Origin of the sequence: Brevibacillus fortis (genome assembly GCF_003013395.1) — a bacterium.
Classification (GTDB): domain Bacteria; phylum Bacillota; class Bacilli; order Brevibacillales; family Brevibacillaceae; genus Brevibacillus; species Brevibacillus fortis.
This window is the reverse complement of the sequence record NZ_PXZM01000022.1, coordinates 47,312-72,347: the sequence shown is the minus strand read 5'-3', so window position 1 is coordinate 72,347 and position 25,036 is coordinate 47,312. Positions and strand designations below refer to the sequence as shown.

Below are 25,036 nucleotides of genomic sequence, written 5' to 3'. Positions count from 1 at the left end.
TTTCGTGTAACAAGCACGTATTGGATGGAAAGGGATTTTTGTTTCAACCGCTATGGATTCAGCTCAACCGCAATGATTCTCCAGCGGTCCCACGGCACTTCCCGGCGCAAAAGAAACTGCCATGTCCTACGAAAATTTCCGCCTTCCCGGTCGATATACGTGAGCCGAACAGGAACCTCTATCAAGAGGGGACCGCGTTCGTCTGACGGAATGATGATTTCTGACGTACGCACAGATTCGATCGAGGACAGCCCTTCTGGAAGTGAGAATCCGTCCGTTGTCATCCGCATCGTATGGGTGTCGTGCTCATGCAGAGCGGTGAGGAAAAAGCCGACCAACTCTTCAGGTGACGCCCCTTTAATTGTAGCCGCAAGTGCTCCAGAAGCCTTGAGAATCATCATACTGTGACTAGGATCTGGCTCTGTGCGTCGATGGGTGGAGCTGCCGAAGAAGTGGATGCAAAAATGCCCCGGGAATTCATTTCCTTTAATCGCACCAGCGCCATGAGGCATTCCGTGCATGGATGCTGCAAAATACGTACCGTCTACCTCTACCAGAATAGCTCTGCGTTTCCACGACCATTTCCCCTGATAAATGTTCTTCATGATCTGGGTGTCCTTGCGTGTCAACGGTTGAACATCGGCATGGCGACTGCCTGCTCTGCGCTGGACATCAAAACGTTGGCCTGTCTCTAAGTCAATCACGGTACCGAATTCCATCCGTTTCAACGTTTTTTTCACCTGTTCCCAAGGGATGGCTTGTGCAAAATGGACAGCCTCTACAGACTTGACCATTTCTTCGATCCGCTGGCGAACGTCGTTTCCCAATACATAGCGACGAGGCATTTCTTTTTCATAAAGCTGCCCATCGTGATCATATACATACGTTCGTTTTTTGACTGTCAATGTTGCACGTATCCAGTGCAAGTTGTAGGAGGCAACCACGGTAGAAGAGCGCAATAGCCGCTTCGTAAAATGATTTTGATCACGAAAGGGCATTGTAGTTTGGAAGGAGGACTCAGGTGACACCGAAACGGTGACCGTGATGTCATTCTTGACCTTGGCATAAGCAAAGTGCGGCATTGAAAGAGCGATTACGAATAGGCATATACAAAAAATAAGGACTTTGCTTCGCAACATTCAACACCTCCACTGCTTATCGTTTCATTAATATGTCTGATACATGTAGCGTAAATCTTGGTATCATAACGCTACTGCGCTTACGCCATACTGATTTCATACGGTGATCGAAGGAGGAGTCTTTAGACCATGTCTACCATGCCTAGAGGTAGCTACAAAGACCAGTTCCATCAGCGTTTGTACGTTCAGTTGAACCAGGGACACAACAAGCTCAATTACCAACAGATCAACAAGATCAAAGAGCACATGCAAAGTGGTGTGGACGATTATGCCCACATGCAGCATGATGTGTCGGATTCACTCGGAATGAACAAACACTAACAGACACCGTATCACCCGTTCCTTTTATAGGGAGCGGGTTTTTTATTAGGTAGTTCAAAAAGTCGACTTATTGAACTTGGATTTCAAATGGAAATACACGTTCGCTTTTTAGGTGCTTTGTGTTACAGTAGAGAGTAGAATCTTTGCTCACGGAGAGTGGACTATGCGCATTTTAGGAATTGACCCTGGCATTGCGATTGTTGGCTTCGGGGTTGTGGATAAAGAGGGCAGCCAATTGCGTCCCGTCCAATATGGAAGCATTCAGACAGAAGCAGGATTGCCAGTGCCGCTTAGATTGAAACAAATTTTTGAGGCGATGCAGAGTCTTCTGGAAACATATCGTCCCGATGAAATGTCCGTCGAAAAGCTTTTCTTCAATAAAAACGTGACGACGGCCTTTACAGTTGGTCAAGCGCGAGGGGTAATTTTGCTTGCGGCAGAGCTGGCTGGAGTGCCGGTATATGAATATACCCCAATGCAGGTCAAGCAAGCCGTGACTGGCTACGGGGGAGCAGAGAAGAAACAAATACAGGAAATGACGAAGCTCCTATTGCGGTTAAAAGAAGTACCAAAGCCTGACGACGTGGCGGACGCATTGGGCATTGCTATTACGCACGCACAGTTTCGCGCGTTCATTTCCATTTCGGAAGGGGTCCAGAAATGATTGATTTTGTAGAAGGCACACTTTGTTATCTCGATTCGGAATACATAGTCATCGAAACCGGCGGAATCGGTTATCGACTGTTTTGCCCAAACCCGTATCAATTCGTTCGGTATGAAGGCATTAAAACCAAATTGTTTACCCACCACCATGTTCGGGAAGATGCCATCCTGCTGTACGGCTTCGCTACTCGTGACGAACGCGATTTGTTCCGCAAGCTGCTTGATGTAAGTGGAATCGGTCCAAAGGGCGGATTGGCAATTCTGGCTGCGGCGACGCCTGAGCAGCTGGTGATGGCGGTTCAACAGGAGAATGTTACCTATTTGACGAAATTTCCGGGGATTGGGAAAAAGACTGCCCAGCGCATTATCCTCGATTTGAAGGATAAATTGGTAGGGTACACGCCATCTGCGATTCTGACTGTTGCAGCGGGTGATTTGACAGCAGGCGAGCAAGCTGTGTCTGCACTGAACGAAGCACTCGATGCATTGACCGCACTAGGTTACTCTGATGGTGAACTGCAAAAAATCAGAAACACGCTGTCTGAGAAATCAAAAGAGGGCGATGGTGTAGAAAAGCTCATCAAACAAGGGCTTGCGTTGCTCATGAGGGGGTAGGATTTTGGATTCTCGGATCATCACGACGCATATGAATTGGGAAGAAGATGCGGCGGAGCTGAGCCTCCGTCCTCGTTATTTAAACGAATACATCGGTCAACAGCACGTGAAGGAAAACCTGAAAATTTTTATTGAAGCAGCCAAAATGCGTAAAGAATCGTTGGATCACGTACTGCTGTACGGTCCGCCAGGTCTGGGAAAGACGACCCTGTCGCAAATTATCGCAAATGAGCTAGGTGTGAATATCCGCACGACGTCTGGTCCAGCAATTGAGCGTCCGGGTGATTTGGCAGCGATTTTGACGAATTTGCAAGAGGGTGACGTCCTGTTTATTGACGAGATTCATAGGCTTAACCGAAGCGTAGAGGAAGTTCTGTATCCGGCTATGGAGGATTTTGCGCTGGACATCATTATCGGTAAAGGGCCAAGCGCTCGCAGTGTTCGTTTGGATTTGCCGCCATTTACACTGGTCGGGGCCACGACGCGAGCTGGAATGCTGTCCGCGCCGCTTCGAGATCGCTTCGGGGTTGTAAATCGCCTGGAGTTTTATACGGTCCCGGAATTGACCTTTATCGTTTCGCGGGCAGCCGACATCTTGCAGGTCGTCATTCGAGAAGGCGGAGCAGAGGAGATCGCCAGACGATCACGTGGGACACCCCGGGTGGCAAATCGTTTGCTGAAGCGGGTGCGCGATTTTGCCCAAGTAAAAGGCGAAGGCGTCATTACGACAGAGATTGCCAAAGAAGCGCTGGAAAGATTGCAAGTGGATACCTGCGGTCTCGATCATATCGACCATAAACTGTTGCTAGCGATTATTGATCGCTTTGACGGTGGACCGGTTGGACTAGATACCATCGCAGCAACAATCGGAGAAGAGTCACAAACGGTGGAAGATGTTTGCGAGCCATACCTCATGCAGATTGGCTTTATGCAGCGGACGCCGCGGGGGCGTGTTCTTACCCCGAGTGCGTACCAGCACTTTGGTCGGGAGATGAAGTCGTGAATCCTGTAGCCAAGCTACTTATTATCGGTGGTGCTGCTTTAATCGTAATCGGTCTTTTGTGGCAGGTAGGAGGCAGATTTTTTCCGCTGGGGCGTTTGCCGGGAGATATCGTGGTAGAAAAGGAAAACGTCAAGTTCTACTTTCCGATTGTGACTTGTATTGTGATTAGTATCGTCCTGTCTCTTGGCATGTATTTATTTCGGCTGTTCAAATAGGCAAGTGTGAAGGCCATCGGAGCTCAATGTTCCGGTGGCTTTTTTGTGTGCGGGTGTTTGGTCCCATTTTACGAAAAAGGCAGGAGATCAGCCTGGGATTGTCGAAAAACATGGGAAGACATGCCAATTTTTGTTGAAAATCAGGTGAAGAAAGGACAATGGACGACATGAGAAAGAAATGGATGGGGAAAGTCCTTTCAGTGGGCCTACTAACAGTAGTTCTCGTAGGAGGACAAGTACCAGCGCAGGCAGCCGGCGACAATATCAGAGTTGCGCTATTTGTGGATACAGGTCAAGGGTATCGGGGAGTCGTTCCTTCCATTACGCTAACCGCTGAAAACGGAATGGAAGTTGTACTCAATGGACCCGAGGGCAAGACAGATTTACCTGAATTAAAGGGAGAAGCAGCTCGTTACCGAGTTGATGAATATCATCTGATCGTTGCTGAAACAAGTGACTGGAATCGCGCTCAGCAGATTGCACAGCAAATGAGCCAACGAAAATACGAGGGCTCAATCCAGGTGACAAAGCGCAATGGTCAGACCGTCTATCAGGTCGTAAGCGGAACTTATGACACGTATCAGGCTGCAGCCAATCAGGCAAAAACGGTTGCCCAAGCGATCGGGCAGAATCCGCTGGTAAAAGGTCCACTTCGACTCGAAGCGGGTAAATTCAAAAGCTTAAAGGAAGCACAAGAATGGCAAGCGTCATTTGAAGCAGCAGGTATTCCTGCTTATCCCGTGATGGTTTCAGATGGGGATAAAGTCAAATATGCGGTTTGGATCGGGGACGAAGCTAGTCCTGATGCCGTGAAAGAATTGAAGCGAAGAGCAAGTGCCGCATTCCCTTCTTTCTCCTACCAGGAGCCAGACAGCCAATCTTATGTTATATTGAAGCAGGATGTATACGGATCACCAGATGAAGTGATTTGGAAGTATGTATTCTCCCCTCAAGTAAAGCTGACAGTTGAAGCGATTAAAGCAGGCGATGCATCTGTGATAGGTGTTATCGAACGAGAGCAGCGCACATATCGCGGCGAGATGGAGCTATCGGAATACAATGGTCACTTGACACTAGTAAATGAACTTCCGATGGAAGAGTATCTGTATGGAGTTGTAGGGTCTGAAATGGCTCCAGGCTGGCCGATAGAAGCATTGAAAACGCAGGCGGTCCTGTCGAGAACTCGTGCTGTGTGGCAAGGCAATAAGTATGGAGTTGCCAATGTGTCCGATACGGTTTTCGAACAGGCGTATTATGGCTATACAAAAGAGTCTGATGATGTACGTGAGGCCGTCGACGAGACAGAAGGCAAAATCATTTACTACCAAGGCAAACCAGCTGAGTCGCTATTCTATTCCAATGCAGGCGGTATGACTGCAGACGGCACAGAAGTATGGGGCAATCCGGTTCCTTATTTGCGTTCTGTCGAGAGTAAAGACACATATCCAATGGAGAATGCGAGCATATGGTATCGCGTGGCTTTAGCTGATGGAACGCAGGGCTATGTAAGAAATGATCTGGTAACCGAAACAGGCCAGAGCAATTCAGAGGGACAAAGAATGGCGGTCATTTCGACCGAAAATACCAATTTGCGCTCAGGTCCAAGTACAACGACTCATCGTGTGTTGTCTGTACTCCCTACTGGCGCGGAGGTAACCATCCTCTCAGAAGTAAAAGAAGAAAATGCGTATGCATGGACGCGCGGTCCGTTTACCTCTACAGAGATTGCAGCCATGATCAATGCTGCGCATGACAAGAACAAAGCTCCACGTATTTCAGGAAACGTAACGAGCCTGAAAGTGACGGAGCGGGGGCCATCGGGACGTGTCATTGCGATGGAAGCCAATGGTACGCCAATCGTCGTTTCCTCGCCAGATGCATTCCGTTCCGTTTTCCAACAGGGTGGGACTTCTCTGCGCAGTACGAAGTTTGAAGTGGAAATGATTAATGGTTCACAATTCATCTTCCGTGGTACTGGTTTTGGGCACGGTCTTGGCGTCTCGCAATACGGAGCTCGTGCGATGGCAGAAGAAGGGTATGACTACAAAGATATCTTGCAACACTACTACCAGGATGTGACAATCGAAAAGTAAGTCGTTTGCCACAAGATCTACCGCAAAAAGGAGTAACGATTTCGTGGACGTGCAACAATTTGATTTTGATTTGCCGGAGCATTTGATTGCCCAGCACCCTTTAGAAGACCGAACATCATCGAGATTGCTCGTGTTAGAGAAACAAACAGGCAATATCATTCATCAGCAATTTACCAATTTAATCGATCACCTCCAGGCAGGGGATGTACTCGTCATGAATGACAGCCGCGTATTACCTGCCAGATTGATTGGAGAAAAGGCTGATACTGGTGCGAAAATAGAAATCCTATTGTTGAAATCACTCGGTGACGATCGCTGGGAGACGCTGGTGAAGCCCGGAAAGCGGATGAAGCCGGGGACAGAAGTGGTTTTTGGCAACGGTCTTTTGCGTTGTGTTTGTGAAGACGTGACAGAGACGGGTGGACGGATCGTTCGCTTTTTGTACGAAGGAATCTTTTATGAGATTCTCGACCAATTAGGCTCGATGCCTTTGCCTCCGTATATTCACGCACAATTGGAAGACAGCGAGCGTTACCAGACAGTCTATGCGAAGGAGCGCGGCTCAGCAGCAGCTCCGACAGCCGGACTGCATTTCACGAAGTCGTACTTGGAGCAAATCGCTGCAAAGGGAATACAGTTGGCTTACGTGACACTGCATGTGGGACTTGGGACTTTTCGACCAGTGTCAGCGGATTCCGTGGAAGAGCATGTCATGCACGCGGAGTACTATGAGATTCCCGAGGAAACAGTAGAGCTGGTGAACCTGGCAAAAGCCGAAGGTAGAAGAGTCATCGCTGTCGGGACGACATCATGCCGCACATTGGAGACAGTAGGGCGCGCGAATGGAGGAAAGCTGGTCGCGACCTCCGGTTGGACGGATATATTCATTTATCCGGGCTACACGTTTTCCATCCTGGACGGGCTCCTGACGAATTTCCATTTGCCGAAGTCTACGCTTGTGATGCTAGTGAGTGCCTTGGCTGGGAAAGAGAATGTGATGCGTGCTTATAAAACGGCTGTGGAAGAGGAGTATCGCTTCTTCAGTTTTGGCGATGCGATGTTAATTCTATAAAAATGTGAACAACCCACCTGTATAAGTGTATACTTATTAGTCAGGTGGGTTTACTTCACCCAGAAGTTTTTCTATAATAGGTAAGACTTACATACATAGCTTGAGGAGTGCAAAAGATTTGGCTGTACGCTACGAGTTAATCAAAACATGCAAGCAAACTGGTGCACGTCTCGGTAAGCTACATACCCCTCATGGGACGATTGACACCCCTGTCTTTATGCCTGTCGGTACACAAGCGACAGTAAAGACGATGAGCCCCGAGGAGTTAAAAGCTATTGGCGCGGGCATCATCCTCAGTAATACGTACCATTTGTTTCTTCGTCCAGGGCATGAAATTGTTCGTGAGGCAGGCGGATTGCACGGCTTTATGAATTGGGACCGTGCCATTCTGACAGATTCCGGCGGTTTTCAAGTATTTAGCCTTAGTAACCTCCGCAAGATTACGGAGGAAGGAGTATCCTTCCGTTCCCATCTAAACGGAGAAAAGCTGTTTATTGGCCCGGAAGAGGCTACTCAGATTCAAAACGCGTTGGGTGCCGATATTTTCATGGCATTCGATGAGTGTGCCCCGTACCCTGCGGAGTACGATTACGTAAAAAAATCGATGGAGAGAACAACCCGCTGGGCAGAGCGTTGCTTGAAGGCGCATACTCGTCCAAACGAACAAGCGTTGTTTGGAATCGTTCAGGGTGGAATGTTCAACGATTTGCGCGCACAAAGTGCACGAGATCTCGTGTCCATGGATTTCCCGGGATACGCAATCGGCGGTTTGAGCGTGGGAGAACCGTTTCCTTTGATGTACGAAGTGCTGGAGCATACCGTTCCACTGCTTCCGACAAGCAAAGCCCGCTATTTGATGGGGGTAGGTTCACCAGATGCTCTTATCGATGGAGCGATCCGAGGCATCGATATGTTTGATTGTGTGTTGCCGACAAGAATTGCCCGCAATGGGACATGCATGACAAGCCAGGGAAGACTGGTCATCCGCAATGCAAAATACGCGCGCGACTTTACCCCACTTGATCCAAATTGCGATTGCTACACCTGCAAAAATTACACACGTGCTTACATCCGACACCTGGTCAAGTCGGAGGAAACCTTTGGCATTCGATTAACTACTTACCATAACCTGCACTTCTTGGTGAAGTTAATGGAACAAGTGCGTCAGGCGATTGCCGAAGACCGCTTGCAAGATTTCCGCGACCAGTTTTTCGCTCAATATGGATTGGGTGAAGATAGATCTTTTTAATCGAGGGGGATTTTTTTCATGGAAGGCTTGACTCAGTTTTTACCGATTATCATCATGTTTGCGATTTTTTACTTCTTGCTGATTCGTCCGCAACAAAAGAAGGCAAAACAACGCAACGCTATGCTTGCAGCTATTAAAAAAGGCGACAAGATCGTAACAATCGGTGGAGTGCATGGAACGATCCAAGACCTGTCTGATGATACTGTCACGTTGCGTATTGCTCACAACGTAAACGTTACGTTCGATCGTGGTGCGATCAACAGCGTAGTTTCTTCCAGCAACGAACCTGCAAAGAGTGAACCAGCGAAAAGCGAAGAAGCAAAAGAAGAATCCAAATAATACATGCGAAAAGCAGGTGGGTAATCCACCTGCTTTTTTCTGTCTTGTTTTAGCGGCGAGGCTTGATAACTTTAGGTTTACCGCCTTTATGCTTGTTGTTGGAATTAGCCGAATTCACGCCGAGAATCCCACCTAACGCAGCCACTCCAAAAGCGCCGAACAAGAACAGGAAGGTCCCCCATTGCATCGGGGCGTCAAAGCCGAGGAAGCCGATCAAGAGGATGAAGAGGAAGTAAGTGAGTCCGGTAAGTCCGCCGTAGTACCAGCCCTTGCCGCCGCAACGACGTCCAGTGACGAATCCCCCGGTCAAAAGCGCGATCGCATTGATCACATACGTAAAATAGGGCAGCGTGCCTTCCCGTATCGAGGTGAAGCTAAGGAGCAAGGTCGCAAGCAACGCTCCAATTAAAACAAGACATGTCGTATACAATAGACCTGTCAGCACAGAGGTGGATGCACTTCGCACGGTATTTACCCCCTCATTGGAAGTGTTTGTACATCTATATGAGAGGCTTGGCTCACGTATTCATCTTCGCGTTGAACATTGATAGGAATTTTCGTATGATGGATGGGGAACGAGACGGGGGTGAGGAAGATTGATCAAAACGTACTTTTATAACCACTCGGAACAGAAGATGTTTCACGACGTTGATCTAGCGACGAAGGATCAATGGCTGAAATCACCAGAGGATCTACTCTGGATCGATCTGTATGATGTGGGAAACAATGAGCTGCCCTATATTGCCAAGATCTTTGATTTTCACCCGTTGGCAATTGAGGACTGCTTGCACGTCAGTCCACGTGCCAAGGTAGACAAGTACGATGACTACTATTTCTTCGTTTTTCACGCCCTGCGTTACAATGAAGAAAGCGATGACGAGATCACAACGGTAGAACTGAACGTTTTTCTCGGCCCTAACTACATCGTGACGATCCACAAGTCACCGATGAATACGATCGGTCGGATCGCTGCCATGTGTCACCGCAACATTTCTTACTTGAACAGAGGTCCTGACTATTTGTTGTATGCCATTGTAGACGGGATTACCGATGAATATTTTCCTATTATTGATCGGATTAGTGTGCGGATTGACGAGCTGGAGGACGAGATTTATGAACATCAGATGGAGGAAATTACCGAAGAGTTCCTGGCGTTGAAGCGAACGATTATTTTAATCAGGCGTGTGATTATGCCGCAAAAAAGAATTTTCGCAAACGTCAACGGTCGTTACTCCTTCGACATTTCCGAGGAAAACGTTCCGTTCTACACCGACCTAACAGACCACTTGGAGCGGATTTCGGATTCGACCGAAACCTTCCGTGATCTTGTTAACGGTGCATTGGATACGTACTACACCATCATTAGCGCCAAAACAACGGAGACGATGCGGGTTCTTACGATTATCTCTACGATCATCCTTCCGTTGACATTTATCACCGGACTATTCGGGATGAATACTTTCGCATGGCTGGGTGAAGAAGCAGAGCCGTATATGCTGATCGTGGCTCTCGTGATTATGCTAGCCATGACGTTTACCATGCTTCATATTTTCCGCAAGCGAAAGTGGCTGTAATTGGTGCTAATACTTTCCCTGCCCCCTGTTGAACACTAGTATCAAATGTTGTTCTTTGGGGGGCAGCGCAAGTGGATAATCTTACAATGGTGTTACTTCGCACCCTTTTTTCGTATTTTTTCCTCCTGATCTTAGTGCGGTTGATGGGGAAGCGGGAATTGGGAAAGCTGTCCGTTTTTGATGTGGTCATCTCGATCATGCTTGCAGAAATGGCTGCACTGGCGATTGAGGATGTTGATAAGCCTGCTCTTCGGTTTTATTTGCCGATGCTGCTGATTGCCTTATTGGAGGTCGCCTTTGCTTATCTGTCATTGAAGAGCAAGAAATTCCGCGATACAGTGGACGGCTCTGCCGACTTGATTATAGAAAATGGGCAAATCAGGGAACAGGCGATGCGGCGCAATCGCTTGAACATGGATGATTTGATGGTACATCTGCGGCAAAAAGACGTAAAAAACATTGCCGATGTTGAATTTGCGTTATTGGAGCCAACCGGACAGATGAGTGTGTTTTTGAAGGAGCAAAAAGAAAAGATTACGAGGGAAGATTTATCGTTGATGAAGAGGCCGCAAGTCGGTCCTGTCTCGTACAAAGGTCTGCCTATCCCACTGATTCTCGATGGAAAAGTGAGAACGGAGGCATTGAACAAGATCGGACAAAACCAGCTTTGGCTGAAACGAGAGATCCGGAAATACGGAATTAAGGACATTCGAGAGATTTCTTTTTGCAGCATTGACGAACGTGGAATCATGTATTTGGACAAAAAAGACAAGCCGCTGCAATAAGCGCTAGCGGCGAGGGAAGAACACGGCGAGTTGTTCGCCGATCCACGGAATGCGACGCACGTCTTGCTTGCCCAAGACGCGCATGGCGACGAGCAGGACAACATAAAGCAAGGTGCTGATGAAGGTGCTTGCAGTCAGTAGCTGTCCAATCGATATGTCCATAAACCAGTGCTTGGCAATGTAGGAACCGGAGTACCCCATAAGTAGCATGGCGACAGCGATTTTGCCGAATTCCCAAAGGTCGATGGTAAACCCGATTTTTTTGATCAGGCTAGCAAAATGCAATAATGTCCCAAGCGTAATGCCGATATTAAGAGCAATGACAGCGCCATGAATGCCGAAGGCTGGATGCGCGGTGAAAAAAAACATGGCGACAGTCTTGACGATGGCACTGATCAGCGTATTTCGAAAAACGACCTGGGCGAAATCGAGGCCTTGCAAGGCGGCGGCAAGCGGTGCTTGGAAAAACAGGAAGACGGAGAACGGTGCCAGCTCTTTTAGCAGCACGCCAACCTCCCGATACTGATTGCCGTAAAGCAGGACACATAAAGGTTCTGCAAAAATAGTGAGCAAGACGGTACAAGGTGCTCCGATGACGAGTGTAATCCGCATGGCTTGATAAATGCGGCGATGCACGAGTGGGGCATTTTTTTGATAGGCCGCTTCGGCCACGGCAGGAACGAGAGAAACGGACAAGGAATACGTTAAAAAAGTGGGGAAAAGCAACAAAGGAACGGCCATCCCGGCAAACTGTCCGTACAAACCAGTAGCCGTCGAGGTGGTAAAACCAGCAATGACGAGCGCGTAGGGTACGAGCATAGGCTCTAGCACGTAAGCAATGGAGCCGATGACGCGGCTTAGCGTGACAGGGAGTGCGACATGGATGAGTTGCGACAAGCTCTTTTTGCTTGCTGAAACCGTCATGAGCAAGGGCTTATCCAGGAGCTCGGCTGCTGCTTTTTTGCTGCCTTTGCGATACTGCCAGAGAATGTACAGGAGACCAGCGGCTTCTCCAAAAATAATGCTGGCGACAGCACCTGCTGTGGCGTACTCAATACCTGCCGAAAGAAATGACATCGTCATGACAACGACCAGTGCCATACGGACGACTTGCTCTACAAGCTGAGAGACCGCAGTAGGGATCATGTTTTGCTTGCCTTGGAAGTATCCTCGCAGGACAAGAGAAATACCGGAAATCGGGATGACCGGAATGGCCGCAAGCAGTACAATGTGTGCACGAGGGTCTGCGAATAGCATTCCGGAAATCCATTGGGAGAACAAGAGGAGCAGGACACAGATGATGAGGCTAATCCCGCCTGTGACAGACAAGGCTACTAACAGAAACCGGCGAGTCAGTCGCGGATTATTAGCCGCTTCCGTCTCTGCCACTTGCTTCGCAATGGCAACCGGAAGTCCGAATGTCGTCACAGTAATCAGAAAGTATAAAAGGGGCACAACCATCTGATAAAGCCCCATTCCTTCCGCTCCGATAATGCGCGACAACACGATCCTGTGAGCAAAGCCAAACACTTTGGTAATGCCACCAGCAATAATGAGGATGACCGTTCCGTAAAAGAAGGATTGTTTCATGGAAGGCTCCTTTGCAAGGATAAATTCACTCAGTAAAGAATATGGACGTGCCGCTGTCGGCATGACTACTTTGAGGGGGAAATTGGGATGGACCAAGCGCAAAAACAGGAATGGTATGGGCAAGTCGCAAGTCTTTGTGTAAGCAAGGCCGAGGAATTTGCTCTCTTGGGGTACGACAATGTGGCAGCTGAAGACGTTTGGGAATGCGTCACGAACGGCTATAAAGAAATGCCACCGATACACCAGCTTGTCAACGACATTTTGTCATTGAAACCAAACAAGTATATGAATTACCTCATGATTCAAATGTACAAAAATTCTTAGCGATTTTATAGAAACTTCCGGCTGCCCTTTTCGTATACGTACATGTCGTGAAAAACGCAAGGGGTTGGTTACCATGGTTGACTTTTCCAGCAATAATTGACACGTTTTTTTGTACTTCGTTATAATGGGCATATTGGTTTCTCGTCTAGGACGAGACCCTGTTAGGAAAGAGGGGTATTACTAGGATGATAAAATGGGGAAGATTCCTCCTGTTTCTGGTCGTTGTAGGGCTATTGGGTACGCTTATTGCAACTACGACCAAACAGGTGGCAGGAAACATCACACTCGGTCTGGACCTGCAGGGCGGGTTTGAGATTCTGTATGAGGTAGAGCCTCTCGAGGCTGGACACCAAGTTGATATCGAGCTTTTGAAATCAACAGCACACATGATTGAAAAGCGGATTAACATCGGTGGCGTGGCTGAACCAGTCACCACGACGGAATTGCCAAACCGGATTCGTGTACAAATTGCATCACAATCGGCGGATCAGGACAAGCTTCGTGAGTTGATCGGAAAACCAGCTCATCTGACGTTCCGTGATGAAAATGGCAAGATTATGCTGCAAGGTAGTGACTTGGCTCCAAACGGGGCAGCAGTTGGTTACGACGAACTGAAACGACCGCTCGTTACTCTGAAATTCTCTGATCCGAAGAAGCTAGAGGAAGTCACACGTGCAAACCTGCACAAGCCAATGGCCATCTTTTTGGATGAGACGATGCAAACCAATCCGATTATTCAATCGGTCATTACCGGTGGCAGCGCACAAATTTCTGGAGATTACACACAGGAAACGGCACAGGAATTGGCAGATTTGCTGAATTCCGGTGCGATGCCAGCCAAGCTGGTTGAGAAGCAAGTAACGTCCGTAGGTGCTTCCTTGGGAACTCTGGCTCTGGAGAAGACCTTGTATGCAGGGTATATCGGAGCTGCGCTGATCTTTATTTTCATGGTAGTTGTTTACCGTATGCCAGGTATGATTGCGAACATTACCTTGGCTGGATTTACCTATTTTTGTATGGTCGTACTCGACTGGATGAATGCAACGCTGACGCTGCCAGGTATTGCTGGATTTATTTTGGCCGTGGGGATTGCCGTGGATGCTAACATCATTACATATGAGCGCATCCAGGAAGAAATTCGTTCTGGCAAGACAGTCCTCTCTGCCTTCCGTGCAGGTGAACGTCGATCCTTGGTTACGATTATCGATGCTCACGTGACGACACTGATTGCAACGGGCGTACTGTTCTTTTTCGGGACGAGCTCCGTACAAGGCTTCGCGGTTGTATTGGCGATGACGATTATCGTAAGTATCATTACCAACGTGTTTGGGTCTCGCTTCCTCCTCTGGCTGGTTGTCCGTTCCAACATGTTTAAAAAGCCGTTCTGGTTCGGGGTAAAGGAGAGTGAGATCCGTGAGCTATGATAAAGACCATACTGTAGTCCGATTTGACATCGTGAAAAATCGCAGGAAGTTTTTTATCGCTTCCTCTGCGATTATTATCATCGGCCTTCTGTTTACGCTATTTCAAGGGCTTCACCTTGGCGTTGACTTTAAGGCAGGAACTCGCTTGGATATGTTCATTGGAAAAGAATTCAATCCGACAGATTTAGAAACAGTAATCAAGAAAGAGATTCCGGATGTGAATTTTAGCAAGGTTACTCCGTACGGTACAAATCAGGCCTATACACGTTTTGACCAAACCATTTCATCCGATACACTGATGAAAGTGGAAAATGCGCTCAAAGCAAAATATGGTGAACAGGTCACGAAACAGGTTTCTTCGGTTGATCCGAGTATTGCGCAAGAGATGGTGAAAAAAGCAGGGATTGCGGTTGCGATTGCTGCTGTGGGAATTGCCATCTACATCGCGATCCGCTTCCAATGGCTGTTCGGTATTGCGTGTGTCGTGGGGCTGGCGCATGACGTGTTTATCCCGATTGCATTGTTCTCCATCCTCGGGTTGGAGGTAGACATTACCTTCATCGCCGCGCTTCTGACGATCTTGGGTTACTCGATTAACGATAAAATCGTTATTTTTGACCGGATTCGGGAGAACTTGAGAACGATGAAATCCAAGACAATTCCTGAGCTGGAGCATCTGGTTAACGTGTCACTCTGGCAAACCATGCGCCGCTCTGTATACACGGTAGCGACTGTATTCTTCACAGCTCTTGCACTTGCTGTTTTGGGAAGCGAGAGCATTCAGAACTTCTCCTTGGCCCTGCTGTTCGGTCTGGTGAGTGGTACGTATTCCTCTATCTTTATTGCAGCCCAAATATGGGTGAATCTGAAAGAACGGAATATGAAAAAGAAAAAAGAAGTAGTATAACGGTGGACGAAACCGCAGGTGAACCCTGCGGTTTTTTTTATGTTCTATTTCCGTTTTGGGCGCAGTTTGGAGCCGCATGAGAGTTTTGCATAAAACGGTATGTTTTATGCAGTTGTCAGCTTCCTGCTCCATCCTCTATAATAAATGAGGATTGGAGGAAAGCCCATGCTGAAAGCGAAAACACGCTGGAAACTGGCCACCTATGATGAGCAGCTTGCTGCTAGTATTGCCGCAGATTGCCAGCTTACTCCGCTCGTATCCAAGCTACTGGTGATACGTGGCATTGACACATCACAAAAGGCTCGTGATTTTTTGCAAGCTGGTCCAGAATTGTTTCATGACCCTTTCTTGCTGGATGGAATGGAACAAAGCGTGCATCGCATTCAACAAGCCATTCAAAGGCAAGAACCGATTTGCATATACGGCGACTACGACGCCGATGGGGTTAGCTCCACATCGCTAATGGTACATCTACTGCGCCAACTCGGCGCTGTTTTTGACTACTACATTCCCAACCGTTTTACAGAAGGGTATGGGTTACATAAAGACGCATTGGCGCATCTGCATCATAGCGGTTATAAGCTGATCATCACTGTCGATACAGGGATCAGTGCAGTGGAGCAGGTAGCGTACGCGAACCAGTTGGGTCTTGACGTCATTGTAACCGACCATCACGAACCTCCGGCAATCATCCCGGAGGCATTTGCTGTGATTAACCCCAAGAAGCCCGGCTGTTCGTACCCGTTTGATATGTTGGCAGGAGTGGGTGTTGCCTTTAAAGTGGGTCATGCCTTGTTGAAGGAGCCACCACTGCATTTAGCTGATTTAGCTGCATTGGGGACGATAGCGGATCTGGTGCCGTTGGTAGATGAAAATCGCATTCTTGCTCGAGCAGGATTAAAGCGCTTAAATCATACACGGAACCTTGGTCTGCAAGCCTTAATCCGAGTTTGTGGATTGGCCGATAGTGAGCTGTCCGCGGGACATGTAGGCTTTGCGCTTGGACCGCGTCTGAATGCAAGTGGAAGGCTGGAGACGGCTGAATCCGCTGTGAAATTACTGACGACGTCAAATATGGACGAAGCAGAGAAATGCGCCCAGGCGCTGGACGACTTAAACCGCGAACGTCAGGAAATTGTCGCAGCGATGACTGAGGAAGCTGTACAGATGGTGCATGAGCTGTATCCGCCAGACCAGAACAATGTCCTCGTCCTGGCTAAAGAAGGCTGGAACGTGGGCGTGGTAGGAATCGTAGCATCCCGATTGGTTGAGCTTTTTTACCGTCCAACGATTGTGCTTGGCATCGATCCCGAAAAAGGAACGGCAAAAGGCTCGGCAAGAAGCATTGCAGGTTTTGACATGTATGAAGGTCTGACTGCTTGTAAGGAATGGCTGCCGCACTATGGCGGTCATACAATGGCAGCGGGAATGACCTTGCCTGTAGAAAATCTCGACTTATTACGCCAAAAACTAAACGAGCTAGCTGGGGAGTGGTTGTCCACTGAAGACTTCACGCCGATGACCAAAGTGGACGTTGCGATGAGCATGGAAGAGATCAGCTTGACCGCAGCGGAGCAACTCGAACAGCTTGCCCCATATGGAATGGGGAATCCAACACCGCTCGTTTTGTTAGAAGAAGTAGAAACACAAGGTATGCGCACCATTGGGCGAGATGACAATCATTTGAAGTGTACGTTGAACAAAGCGGGCACCTCTTTGGATGCAATTGGCTTCAACTGGGCACATGTAACAAAGAGAGTAACGCCAAAGGCGCGTTTTCACGTATTGGGTGAAGTGTCTGTAAACGAATGGAACGGAAATCGAAAGCCTCAGCTGACGATTCGTGATTTGTCTGTTGGACACCAACAGGTGTTTGACTGGCGAGGCAGTCGTGACAAGATAGAGAAGTGGCAGCAAGTGATGGCGGAGTCAAATTCAACGACCATCCTGTTTCGCGAGGAAAGCTATGAGCCGTTGGCAGCGAAAGCGACAAGCGATCAGGTCAATTCCTTGCTCGTGGTTGGTCGAGAGGGGACGAACATCACAACCGCTTCCAACGTGATTTTGTATGATTTGCCGACTCGTCGTTCCGAATTGGAAATGGTTCGAGTCTTGCTCAAACAAGCGGAGCGCATATACTGTTTGTTTGGTGATCCGGATTTAGGAATGGAGCGGCTTTCCTGTCCGGGCCGTGATCATTTTAAACAGTTGTACCAGTTTTTCGTACAGGTGCCAACTGTTAAAAAAATCCACTTGGATGCACTGGCCAAAAAGCTGCAATGGAAAAGAAATCTATTGGACGGCATGATCGCCATCTTTATGGAGCTGGAGTTTTTAGTAGAAGAGGCCGAGCAGTACACGCTCCAGGGCAACTCTGCGAAAAGGCCGCTCGAGAGCTCTTTGCTCTACGCGAATTGGAAGGAAGAGGCACAGCTTGCAACGGATTTATTGCTCTCTTCTTCTGATGCAATGATTCAAGCGCTTCATCAATTGGTGGAACCACCCACCGTTTAGGAGGAATTTTTCATGGATTTTAAACAATACATTCGTGTTATCCCAGATTTCCCACAACCAGGTATTCGCTTCAAGGACATCACCACTTTGTTGAAGGATGGCCCTGCTTACAAAGCTGCTATTCAAGACTTGGCTGTTTTCGCTCGTGAAGTACAAGCAGACGTGATTGCGGGTCCAGAAGCACGTGGATTCGTAGTAGGTGCTCCATTGTCTTATGAAATGGGAATTGGCTTTGTTCCGATCCGCAAGTCTGGCAAACTGCCATATGAATCGATCAAGGCGGATTACGATCTGGAGTATGGTAAAGATGCACTTGCCGTACACGTAGATGCTATCCAACCAGGTCAGCGTGTTCTGATTGCAGATGATTTGCTGGCGACAGGTGGAACCATTGAGACAACAATCAATTTGATTGAGCAACTTGGTGGTAAAGTAGTAGGAGCTGCCTTCTTCATCGAACTGTCCTATTTGGATGGACGTAGCAAAATAGGTGAAATTCCTATCAAATCGCTTGTTCAATATTAATTGATACAACAAGGAAAAACGGGTGAAATGCCCGTTTTTTTCTTTTTTCTTCGGCTGTACATACTTTACAGGGGAAATCAGCTTTACAAGACGAACGACATACAAGATAATAGTATGAAATAGACAGACATGATACGTGCAAGTAAGCCTTCGCCTGCGCCAATTTGCTTGGCAAAGACCAAGTTTTCTAGACGTATAGGAAAGTTCAAGTGCTTCACAGTGCGAAATGCGTCCAGGCTTAAACTTTCCGGAGCGCATCACGAAGTGCCTCAGCGTCTGCTTCCGGCAATACTTCGGTGAAACTTTCCGCTATAACGCGGTCGCTCCTCCGTGAGAAGGCCTCGATCGAGGTTATTTTACTGAGAGGATAAGGGAAGGGAACTATGATTACCGGCATTGATGAGGTAGTAAAAAAAGCAAGCACCTATTTATCACAATCGGATTTGGACCTGATTACACGTGCCTATCAGCTTGCCGAAAAAGCGCATGAAGGGCAAATACGCAAATCAGGCGTTCCTTACATTATGCACCCCATCGCCGTTGCGGGTATTCTCGCAAACTTGCACATGGATGCCGTTACAATTGCGGCTGGATTTTTGCATGATGTCGTGGAAGATACCGAGATTACGCTTGATCATCTCCGTGAGCAGTTCGGACCGGATGTAGCTCTCCTGGTAGATGGAGTGACCAAGCTGGAAAAAATTAAATACAAGTCCAAGGAAGAGCAACTCGCCGAAAACCACCGCAAGATGCTGGTTGCCATGGCACAGGACATCCGCGTCATCATGATCAAGCTGGCAGACCGTCTGCACAACATGAGGACACTTCGTCACATGTCCGAGGAGAAGCAACGCGAGATTTCTGATGAGACACTGGAAATCTTTGCGCCACTTGCCCATCGCTTGGGGATTGCTTCCGTCAAATGGGAACTGGAAGATACGGCTCTTCGTTATTTGAACCCGCAACAGTATTATCGAATTGTGAATTTGATGCAAAAGAAACGGGTGGAGCGCGAAGCCTACCTGAATGAAGCATCGGATACGATCCGGGAAAAGCTGGGCGAGTTAAACATTGAGGCAGAAATTTCGGGACGTCCGAAGCATATCTACAGCATCTTTAAAAAGATGACGAGGCAAAACAAGCAGTTCAATGAGATTTATGACCTGCTTGCGTTACGAATCATCGTGAATGACATTCGCGATTGTTATGCGGTTCTCGGTATTGTACACACCTTGTGGAAGCCGATGCCAGGCAGATTCAAAGATTACATTGCCATGCCAAAGACGAATATGTACCAATCTCTTCATACCACAGTGATTGGTCCAAAAGGTGAGCCATTGGAAGTGCAAATCCGCACGTGGGATATGCATCAGACAGCAGAGATCGGGATCGCGGCTCACTGGGCGTACAAGGAAGGCAAAAGCATCGTGCAAGGCTCGTTTGCTGAAAAGCTGGGCAGTTTGCGTGAGATTATCGAAGGTGGATCGGAAGAAGCTCCGAACGCGCAAGAGTTCATGGAGAGTCTCAAGCAGGATCTGTTCTCCGATACGGTTTTCGTCTTCACGCCAAAAGGCGATGTAGTCGAGCTGCCAAAAGGTTCTGTACCGCTGGACTTCTCCTACCGGATTCACTCTGCCGTAGGAAACAGAACGATTGGCGCCAAGGTAAACGGCAAGATCGTACCGCTCGACTATGCGATGAAAACAGGCGATATCGTCGAAATCCTGACCTCGAAGCATTCCTACGGTCCTAGTCAGGACTGGCTAAAGATGGCCAAATCGGCGCATGCTCGCAATAAAATTAAACAGTGGTTTAAAAAAGAGAAGCGGGAAGAGAACGTCGCCAAAGGTCAGCAGATGGTGGAAGCAGAGATCAAGTCGCGCAGCTTTGATGTGAAGGAAGCGATGACGGAAGCGAACTTGAAGGAAGCGGCAGCCCGGTTTAATTTCCAAGGGGCAGAAGACATGTTTGCCGCAGTCGGCTATGGCGGCATTACGGCTTCGCAAATTACGACTCGCCTCTTAGACAAACTTCGTCGGGAGCGCGAAGAGCAAAACCCAACGATTCCGGAGGTTAAACCGAATCCTGCAAATCGTTCTGCGAAAAGTGAGTCCGGTGTCAAAGTCCGTGGCTTGGATAATTTGCTCGTCCGTATTTCTCGTTGCTGTACACCTGTCCCTGGTGACCAGATTATCGGTTTCATTACAAGAGGCCGCGGGGTATCGGTGCATCGACTGGATTGTCCGAACGTCCTAACAGACGAATGTACAGAGCGCCTGATTGATGTCGAATGGGATACCGATTTCAAACATAATTTCCATGTAGAGATCGAGATCACGGGCAATGATCGAAGCGGACTGTTAAACGATGTATTGCAGGTTGTCGCTGAGACGAAGACGAACATTGCGGCAGTCAGTGGAAAGTCCGATAAAAATCGAGTGGCAACGATTCATATGACCATCTCGATTAGCAATGTGGATCATCTGTTGAAAGTAGTAGAGCGCATTAAGCGCATCAAAGATATTTATTCGGTTCGCCGGATATTGAGCACCTGATCCCTCGTGGGTTGGGTGTTCTTGTTTACCTAACAGGAAGGATGAGTCAGTGTGAGGGTTGTCGTACAAAGAACGAGAGAAGCGAGCGTTACCGTAGCAGGAGAGGTCGTCGGACAAATTGATCACGGCTTAATGCTGCTGGTAGGAATTACGCATGAAGACACAGAAAAAGAAGTAGAATTTGTCGCAGACAAAATTGCGAACTTGCGAATTTTTGAAGACGAGGAAGGCAAAATGAACTTCTCCGTATTAGATAAGGGAGGTCAAATTTTGTCCGTATCACAATTTACGTTGTATGGCGATTGCAGGAAGGGTAGGAGACCGAACTTCATGGCTGCCTCACGCCCAGAGCAGGCTGAACCGCTGTACGAGCTGTTTAACGCCAAGCTGCGTGAAAAAGGGCTCCAGGTGGAAACAGGACGCTTTGGCGCGATGATGGACGTACGTCTGTTAAATGATGGCCCTGTCACACTGATTGTGGAATCGTAAACATAACCATCAAGGGGGATGAAAACATGGCCCAAGAAGCATTGGTAATAGGTGCGAGTGGCATGCTGACAGAGGTCTCCCGATGGTTGGCTCGCCAAGGTTATCAAGTAACCGTGCTTGGTCGTGATCCAGTCAAATTAAGTCGTATCAGAGACGGTTCCATCCATCCAGAGTCGATTCATTTGCTGACACAAGACTACCACCAGACAGACAGCTTGCGTCAGGCTATGGCCGATCTCGTAGAGAAGAGAGGGCCAATGGATGTGGTTGTCGCTTGGATTCATTCGACCGCGCCGCATGCACTTCCTGTGATCGTAGAACAACTGTCGCGTCCAAGGAAACGCTGGCAATTGCTGCATGTGTGTGGGAGCGGTGCTTGGAAAAATCCGCCGACAGAACCGACATCAGAAGTCTGTCTGTATCGACGGGTCATTCTCGGGTTTACATGTGCAGGTGAGTATTCACGCTGGCTGACGAATGATGAAATTGCTGCTGGGGTGATTGACGCTTTGCAAACAAATGAACGGCAGATAATCGTCGGTCAGCTCGAACCGTGGGAAAAACGCCCAGCATATTAATACGGATGGCGAAGTCAAAAACAAAAACGATTGCATTTGGCAATCGTTTTTGTCGTTTCAGTACTGAATCGGGTCAGTGCGTGTAATAGGTTGAAGGGAGGATCAGATTTTTGCCGATCAAGTTTGCAGAAATCGGCTTTTTCCCGATCTCTCGTGCCCAGATCGATAGCTGTCCGACATGATGGATTTCATGAGCGATCATGTGCCGCGTAATTTCGCCCCATGTGTACGTAACGATGCTGCCGTCAGGTTTCGTATCCTGAAAGGGTCTTGTTTCCATACTTTCATCCCAATTGCGCAAAAATTGATGCACATCCGGGCGAAAAGTCGCCTCCAGCTCTCGGACCTTTTCCAATCGGTTGTGTAGGTCAAAGCTTTCTTGAAAATCCGGCTTTCCCAGCATGACTTGAATCCAGCTCCACTCTACATCAATGACATGGAACAGTGTGTGTAAAATCCCCCCGACACCCCCGATGCGAGGACGAAGCAATTCTTCCATCGGAACATCCTCACACCATTTTAGCCATTCTTCACGAACCATCCAATTGTACTCAAACATGGTTTTAATAGAAATCACTCCATTTTCAAAGGTTAACTTGTGATCACCTGCGTCCATACCGTGCGATTGCTCCTGTTGTGATTGTTTTTCATCCGTCATCACTCCTTTCGATGCCTTATGATATTCGCAAATCCTTTTGGAATTCCTGCCTACCTTGCCTTGATGCGATCGGATGAGCGATAAAAGAAACCCCCATAGGAAAGTGCTTGAGCAGCTTCTTTCGCATGGGGGTTTTTGTAAGAGAGGGATCAGCCTCCCTGATTGCTTTGTGTATTAAAGTACTGGACAATCCCTTTGAATAGACCATCTGCGGCAAGATCCTGCTGTTTCTCGGAACGTGCGCGAATCTCATCGTTGTAGTTGGATAAGAAGGAGATCTCGGCCAAAATGGATGGCACCGGGTTTTCGCGTAGAACGAAATAGTTTCCGTAACGATAATTCATATCCTTGTAGCTCGTCGCTTTCACCAGTTCCGTTTGAACCAGGGAGGCGAGCTTGCTAGAGTTACCTTGGCTGTAGTAGAAAATAATCGAGCCATTCGTTGCTGAGTTTGGATGCGTATTGTGATGGACGCTGACAAAAATATCTGCCTTATTTTGAATCGCAATGTCGACGCGCTGTTGCAGGGTCAGCTTGCGATCGTCAGCCCGTGTCATGATGACCTTGGCACCCGCCGCTTCCAGCTTGTTGCGCAGGAGCAGAGATACTTGCAGATTGACCGTTTTCTCTAATGTAGAGAAGCTGGAGCCGGTCGAACCACCATCTGTACCACCATGACCAGCATCGACGACGATGACTTTGCCGACAAGATCATTACTGCGTACCACAGCCGACGCACCATTAGCAGATACGAGCCAGCCTGCGATATAGCCTGTGGAGCCGTCAGGGAAGTTTACTTGGAACCATTCGCCTGTTTTATTGGCAATCCCGTATTTCTCGCCAGGCTGTACTTGTTTGATAACATTGTGATCGGTACTGGGACCAGAACGAACATTGGTATCTGGATTCATGATCGTCACGTATGGGCCACTCGGGGTAGGTATGTTTGGTTGATTCACTGTAATGTGCCAGCCTGCAACCCAGCCAGTTTTTCCGGCAGCCGTGTTGATGCGGTACCAGTCTCCCCGACTCTCCAAAACAGTCAGCTTGCTTCCGACTGGAAGTGTAGCCTGAATAGCACTGGTTGTGTTCGGTTCACTGCGCAGATTCAATCCGTCCGTTTTTACTGTAGCGGTTTGACTTGAAGAAGATGGTTGCCCAGGCGGAGGTTGCGTGCTTCCATTTCCATTTCCATTTCCATTTTCGGGCAGAGTCGGTTGACCTGTGTCCGGGTTGGTTTGGTCAGTGGAGAGCCAAGCATTGACTCCATCGTAAGGGAATTGAATCCAACCATTTTGTCTGTTCAAGACCGTGATTTTCTCGCCTGCATGTAGTTGACCGATAGCAGGTGTACTGGCATCTGGCGTGGCGTATACGTACGGAGCGAAATCCAAGGTCATGCTGGCTCCTTGTACAGCCGGAGGCTTCGGCTGTTGTGAGCCTGTGCCCGCAGGATTTGTCGTTGGGGGTGTGCTGCCTGTAGAGGGAGGAGAAACTGCTTGTCCCGCACCTACTTCTTTTACAAGCCAGTTTGCGACCCAGCCTTTTGTTCCTGCATTTAGTTGAATTTGGAACCACTCGCCACTTTTTTGCACGATAGGGTAGCGCGTACCTGGATTGATAGTTTGAACGACTGCGTATGTCTGTCCGGGTCCAGAACGAACATTGAGATTCGTTGTGGTGCTCTCCACTTGCTTGGCAGATACAGTTGCTGGTTTCTGTTGCTGTTGCTGTGTGCTGACGAGCCAGTTCGCTACCCAACCACTTTGGCCGTTTGGAAGCTTTACCTGAATCCAGTCATTTTTGGTGGAGATGACGGGCAGCACAGTATTGTTCGGCAGTGTGCTGACAATAGCGTCTTGGAGGCTGGGACCTGAACGGACATTGAGCTTGTCCACGGTGACCTGAACAGAACCGGCGGCCCAAGCTGCAGAAACGGGGAGGGAAATGGCACAGATGACAGTCAGGAGACTCCTCAGGAACTTTTGACGAACAAACACGATAGACATCCTTTCCGACAATAAGTAGCTTTTTGACTTCATTACGATCTTGCATGTTTTTACCAAAACAATCAGTTCGCTATTTCTCCTGCTTTTTCCTGCAAAAAACGACAAAGTTCTGCATGAGTTCCCTGATTGCTTTTCAGCAGGCAAGGCAATACTAGATTTTACTAGATGCTAGCGCATATAGCTTTTCAGGAGGAATTCATCGTGAGGCAGTCAAAGAAGGAAACATTCGCGCAAGGATTGAATCGGCAGTTTTTCTCTGTCGATTTTCAAGACGATCTAGAAAAAGAAACGTCACTGCAAAATGTGGAAATGGCCCAAGATTTTCATCCAGGCTTGCGGGATATCCAACATCCTCGGCAAAAACGGACATAACCGTTTTTGCACACCGCAAGTGA

Annotated in this window: 25 protein-coding genes; 20 read left to right on the top strand and 5 right to left on the bottom strand. The window is 48.2% G+C overall.

Going from position 1 to position 25,036, the window contains the following annotated elements; translation table 11 throughout:
• Positions 1-50: 50 nt before the first annotated feature.
• Entirely contained in the window at positions 51-1,139 is a 1,089-nt protein-coding gene (locus C7R93_RS13745) for a hypothetical protein (RefSeq protein ID WP_106839340.1), read from the bottom strand.
• Positions 1,140-1,268: 129 nt separating this feature from the next.
• Between C7R93_RS13745 and C7R93_RS13740 the strand changes: the two genes are divergently transcribed.
• From C7R93_RS13740 to yajC, 9 genes are all read left to right on the top strand, one after another.
• Entirely contained in the window at positions 1,269-1,460 is a 192-nt protein-coding gene (locus C7R93_RS13740; protein WP_047072775.1) for a hypothetical protein, read from the top strand.
• A 163-nt stretch (positions 1,461-1,623) separates the two neighbouring features.
• Positions 1,624-2,124 carry a crossover junction endodeoxyribonuclease RuvC gene (gene ruvC, locus C7R93_RS13735; protein WP_047072773.1) on the top strand — a complete coding sequence of 167 codons (501 nt, stop codon included), beginning with the start codon at positions 1,624-1,626 and terminating at the stop codon, positions 2,122-2,124.
• Positions 2,121-2,738, top strand: coding sequence for a Holliday junction branch migration protein RuvA (gene ruvA / locus C7R93_RS13730; RefSeq protein WP_106839339.1), 618 nt, complete (start codon positions 2,121-2,123; stop codon positions 2,736-2,738). The genes ruvC and ruvA overlap by 4 nt, the downstream gene beginning before the upstream one ends.
• A gap of 4 nt (positions 2,739-2,742) precedes the next feature.
• Complete coding sequence (gene ruvB / locus C7R93_RS13725) at positions 2,743-3,741, top strand: Holliday junction branch migration DNA helicase RuvB (protein WP_007724532.1); 999 nt, start codon at positions 2,743-2,745, stop codon at positions 3,739-3,741.
• Positions 3,738-3,956, top strand: a complete 219-nt coding sequence (locus C7R93_RS13720) for a DUF2905 domain-containing protein (protein WP_106839338.1) — start codon at positions 3,738-3,740, stop codon at positions 3,954-3,956. The genes ruvB and C7R93_RS13720 overlap by 4 nt, the downstream gene beginning before the upstream one ends.
• Positions 3,957-4,114: 158 nt before the next feature.
• On the top strand, positions 4,115-6,049 hold the full coding sequence (locus C7R93_RS13715) for a SpoIID/LytB domain-containing protein (protein WP_106839337.1): 1,935 nt from the start codon (positions 4,115-4,117) through the stop codon (positions 6,047-6,049).
• A 43-nt stretch (positions 6,050-6,092) separates the two neighbouring features.
• Positions 6,093-7,121, top strand: a complete 1,029-nt coding sequence (gene queA / locus C7R93_RS13710) for a tRNA preQ1(34) S-adenosylmethionine ribosyltransferase-isomerase QueA (protein WP_106839336.1) — start codon at positions 6,093-6,095, stop codon at positions 7,119-7,121.
• Positions 7,122-7,239: 118 nt separating this feature from the next.
• Positions 7,240-8,370 carry a tRNA guanosine(34) transglycosylase Tgt gene (gene tgt, locus C7R93_RS13705; RefSeq protein WP_106839335.1) on the top strand — a complete coding sequence of 377 codons (1,131 nt, stop codon included), beginning with the start codon at positions 7,240-7,242 and terminating at the stop codon, positions 8,368-8,370.
• Between the two features lie 18 nt (positions 8,371-8,388).
• Entirely contained in the window at positions 8,389-8,709 is a 321-nt protein-coding gene (gene yajC / locus C7R93_RS13700) for a preprotein translocase subunit YajC (RefSeq protein ID WP_106839334.1), read from the top strand.
• Positions 8,710-8,758: 49 nt separating this feature from the next.
• Here yajC and C7R93_RS13695 read toward each other — a convergent pair whose 3' ends face one another.
• Positions 8,759-9,175, bottom strand: a complete 417-nt coding sequence (locus C7R93_RS13695) for a TIGR04086 family membrane protein (protein ID WP_106839333.1) — start codon at positions 9,173-9,175, stop codon at positions 8,759-8,761.
• Between the two features lie 130 nt (positions 9,176-9,305).
• Between C7R93_RS13695 and corA the strand changes: the two genes are divergently transcribed.
• Entirely contained in the window at positions 9,306-10,283 is a 978-nt protein-coding gene (gene corA / locus C7R93_RS13690; protein WP_106839332.1) for a magnesium/cobalt transporter CorA, read from the top strand.
• Positions 10,284-10,354: 71 nt separating this feature from the next.
• On the top strand, positions 10,355-11,068 hold the full coding sequence (locus C7R93_RS13685) for a DUF421 domain-containing protein (RefSeq protein WP_106839331.1): 714 nt from the start codon (positions 10,355-10,357) through the stop codon (positions 11,066-11,068).
• A 3-nt stretch (positions 11,069-11,071) separates the two neighbouring features.
• Here the strand turns inward: C7R93_RS13685 and spoVB are convergent, their stop codons facing one another.
• A complete protein-coding gene (spoVB, locus tag C7R93_RS13680; RefSeq protein ID WP_106839330.1) occupies positions 11,072-12,658 on the bottom strand; it encodes a stage V sporulation protein B in 1,587 nt (528 codons plus the stop codon).
• A gap of 87 nt (positions 12,659-12,745) precedes the next feature.
• Here spoVB and C7R93_RS13675 point away from each other — a divergent pair, with 87 nt between their 5' ends.
• The 8 genes from C7R93_RS13675 (at position 12,746) to C7R93_RS13640 (ending at position 21,974) form a co-directional block, all read left to right on the top strand.
• Positions 12,746-12,982 (top strand): post-transcriptional regulator, encoded by a 237-nt coding sequence (locus C7R93_RS13675; protein WP_106839329.1) that lies wholly within the window; start codon positions 12,746-12,748, stop codon positions 12,980-12,982.
• Between the two features lie 185 nt (positions 12,983-13,167).
• Positions 13,168-14,406, top strand: coding sequence for a protein translocase subunit SecD (secD, locus tag C7R93_RS13670; RefSeq protein WP_106839328.1), 1,239 nt, complete (start codon positions 13,168-13,170; stop codon positions 14,404-14,406).
• Positions 14,396-15,313, top strand: coding sequence for a protein translocase subunit SecF (gene secF / locus C7R93_RS13665; RefSeq protein WP_106839327.1), 918 nt, complete (start codon positions 14,396-14,398; stop codon positions 15,311-15,313). The genes secD and secF overlap by 11 nt, the downstream gene beginning before the upstream one ends.
• A 165-nt stretch (positions 15,314-15,478) precedes the next feature.
• Positions 15,479-17,827 carry a single-stranded-DNA-specific exonuclease RecJ gene (gene recJ, locus C7R93_RS13660; RefSeq protein ID WP_106839326.1) on the top strand — a complete coding sequence of 783 codons (2,349 nt, stop codon included), beginning with the start codon at positions 15,479-15,481 and terminating at the stop codon, positions 17,825-17,827.
• A gap of 12 nt (positions 17,828-17,839) precedes the next feature.
• Entirely contained in the window at positions 17,840-18,352 is a 513-nt protein-coding gene (locus C7R93_RS13655; RefSeq protein WP_017247577.1) for an adenine phosphoribosyltransferase, read from the top strand.
• A 383-nt stretch (positions 18,353-18,735) separates the two neighbouring features.
• Complete coding sequence (locus C7R93_RS13650; protein WP_106839325.1) at positions 18,736-20,907, top strand: RelA/SpoT family protein; 2,172 nt, start codon at positions 18,736-18,738, stop codon at positions 20,905-20,907.
• Between the two features lie 51 nt (positions 20,908-20,958).
• A complete protein-coding gene (gene dtd, locus C7R93_RS13645) occupies positions 20,959-21,396 on the top strand; it encodes a D-aminoacyl-tRNA deacylase (RefSeq protein ID WP_106839324.1) in 438 nt (145 codons plus the stop codon).
• A gap of 26 nt (positions 21,397-21,422) precedes the next feature.
• On the top strand, positions 21,423-21,974 hold the full coding sequence (locus C7R93_RS13640; protein WP_106839323.1) for a short-chain dehydrogenase: 552 nt from the start codon (positions 21,423-21,425) through the stop codon (positions 21,972-21,974).
• Between the two features lie 73 nt (positions 21,975-22,047).
• Here the strand turns inward: C7R93_RS13640 and C7R93_RS13635 are convergent, their stop codons facing one another.
• Both C7R93_RS13635 and C7R93_RS13630 read right to left on the bottom strand, forming a co-directional pair.
• Entirely contained in the window at positions 22,048-22,542 is a 495-nt protein-coding gene (locus tag C7R93_RS13635) for a DinB family protein (protein ID WP_106839419.1), read from the bottom strand.
• 239 nt (positions 22,543-22,781) lie between these two features.
• Positions 22,782-24,641 (bottom strand): N-acetylmuramoyl-L-alanine amidase family protein, encoded by a 1,860-nt coding sequence (locus C7R93_RS13630; protein WP_244191540.1) that lies wholly within the window; start codon positions 24,639-24,641, stop codon positions 22,782-22,784.
• Between the two features lie 201 nt (positions 24,642-24,842).
• On the opposite strand from C7R93_RS13630, the gene C7R93_RS30320 reads away from it, so the two are divergent.
• Positions 24,843-25,013 (top strand): hypothetical protein, encoded by a 171-nt coding sequence (locus C7R93_RS30320; protein ID WP_167402471.1) that lies wholly within the window; start codon positions 24,843-24,845, stop codon positions 25,011-25,013.
• The last annotated feature ends 23 nt before the right edge of the window (positions 25,014-25,036 follow it).

Coding starts and splice junctions, on each gene's coding strand:
- C7R93_RS13745 (WP_106839340.1), bottom strand. CDS start 1,139: ATGTTGCGAAGCAAAGTCCTTATTTTTTGTATATGCCTATTCGTAATC.
- C7R93_RS13740 (WP_047072775.1), top strand. CDS start 1,269: ATGTCTACCATGCCTAGAGGTAGCTACAAAGACCAGTTCCATCAGCGT.
- ruvC (WP_047072773.1), top strand. CDS start 1,624: ATGCGCATTTTAGGAATTGACCCTGGCATTGCGATTGTTGGCTTCGGG.
- ruvA (WP_106839339.1), top strand. CDS start 2,121: ATGATTGATTTTGTAGAAGGCACACTTTGTTATCTCGATTCGGAATAC.
- C7R93_RS13715 (WP_106839337.1), top strand. CDS start 4,115: ATGGACGACATGAGAAAGAAATGGATGGGGAAAGTCCTTTCAGTGGGC.
- yajC (WP_106839334.1), top strand. CDS start 8,389: ATGGAAGGCTTGACTCAGTTTTTACCGATTATCATCATGTTTGCGATT.
- spoVB (WP_106839330.1), bottom strand. CDS start 12,658: ATGAAACAATCCTTCTTTTACGGAACGGTCATCCTCATTATTGCTGGT.
- C7R93_RS13675 (WP_106839329.1), top strand. CDS start 12,746: ATGGACCAAGCGCAAAAACAGGAATGGTATGGGCAAGTCGCAAGTCTT.
- secD (WP_106839328.1), top strand. CDS start 13,168: ATGATAAAATGGGGAAGATTCCTCCTGTTTCTGGTCGTTGTAGGGCTA.
- recJ (WP_106839326.1), top strand. CDS start 15,479: ATGCTGAAAGCGAAAACACGCTGGAAACTGGCCACCTATGATGAGCAG.
- C7R93_RS13655 (WP_017247577.1), top strand. CDS start 17,840: ATGGATTTTAAACAATACATTCGTGTTATCCCAGATTTCCCACAACCA.
- C7R93_RS13650 (WP_106839325.1), top strand. CDS start 18,736: ATGATTACCGGCATTGATGAGGTAGTAAAAAAAGCAAGCACCTATTTA.
- C7R93_RS13640 (WP_106839323.1), top strand. CDS start 21,423: ATGGCCCAAGAAGCATTGGTAATAGGTGCGAGTGGCATGCTGACAGAG.
- C7R93_RS13630 (WP_244191540.1), bottom strand. CDS start 24,641: ATGTCTATCGTGTTTGTTCGTCAAAAGTTCCTGAGGAGTCTCCTGACT.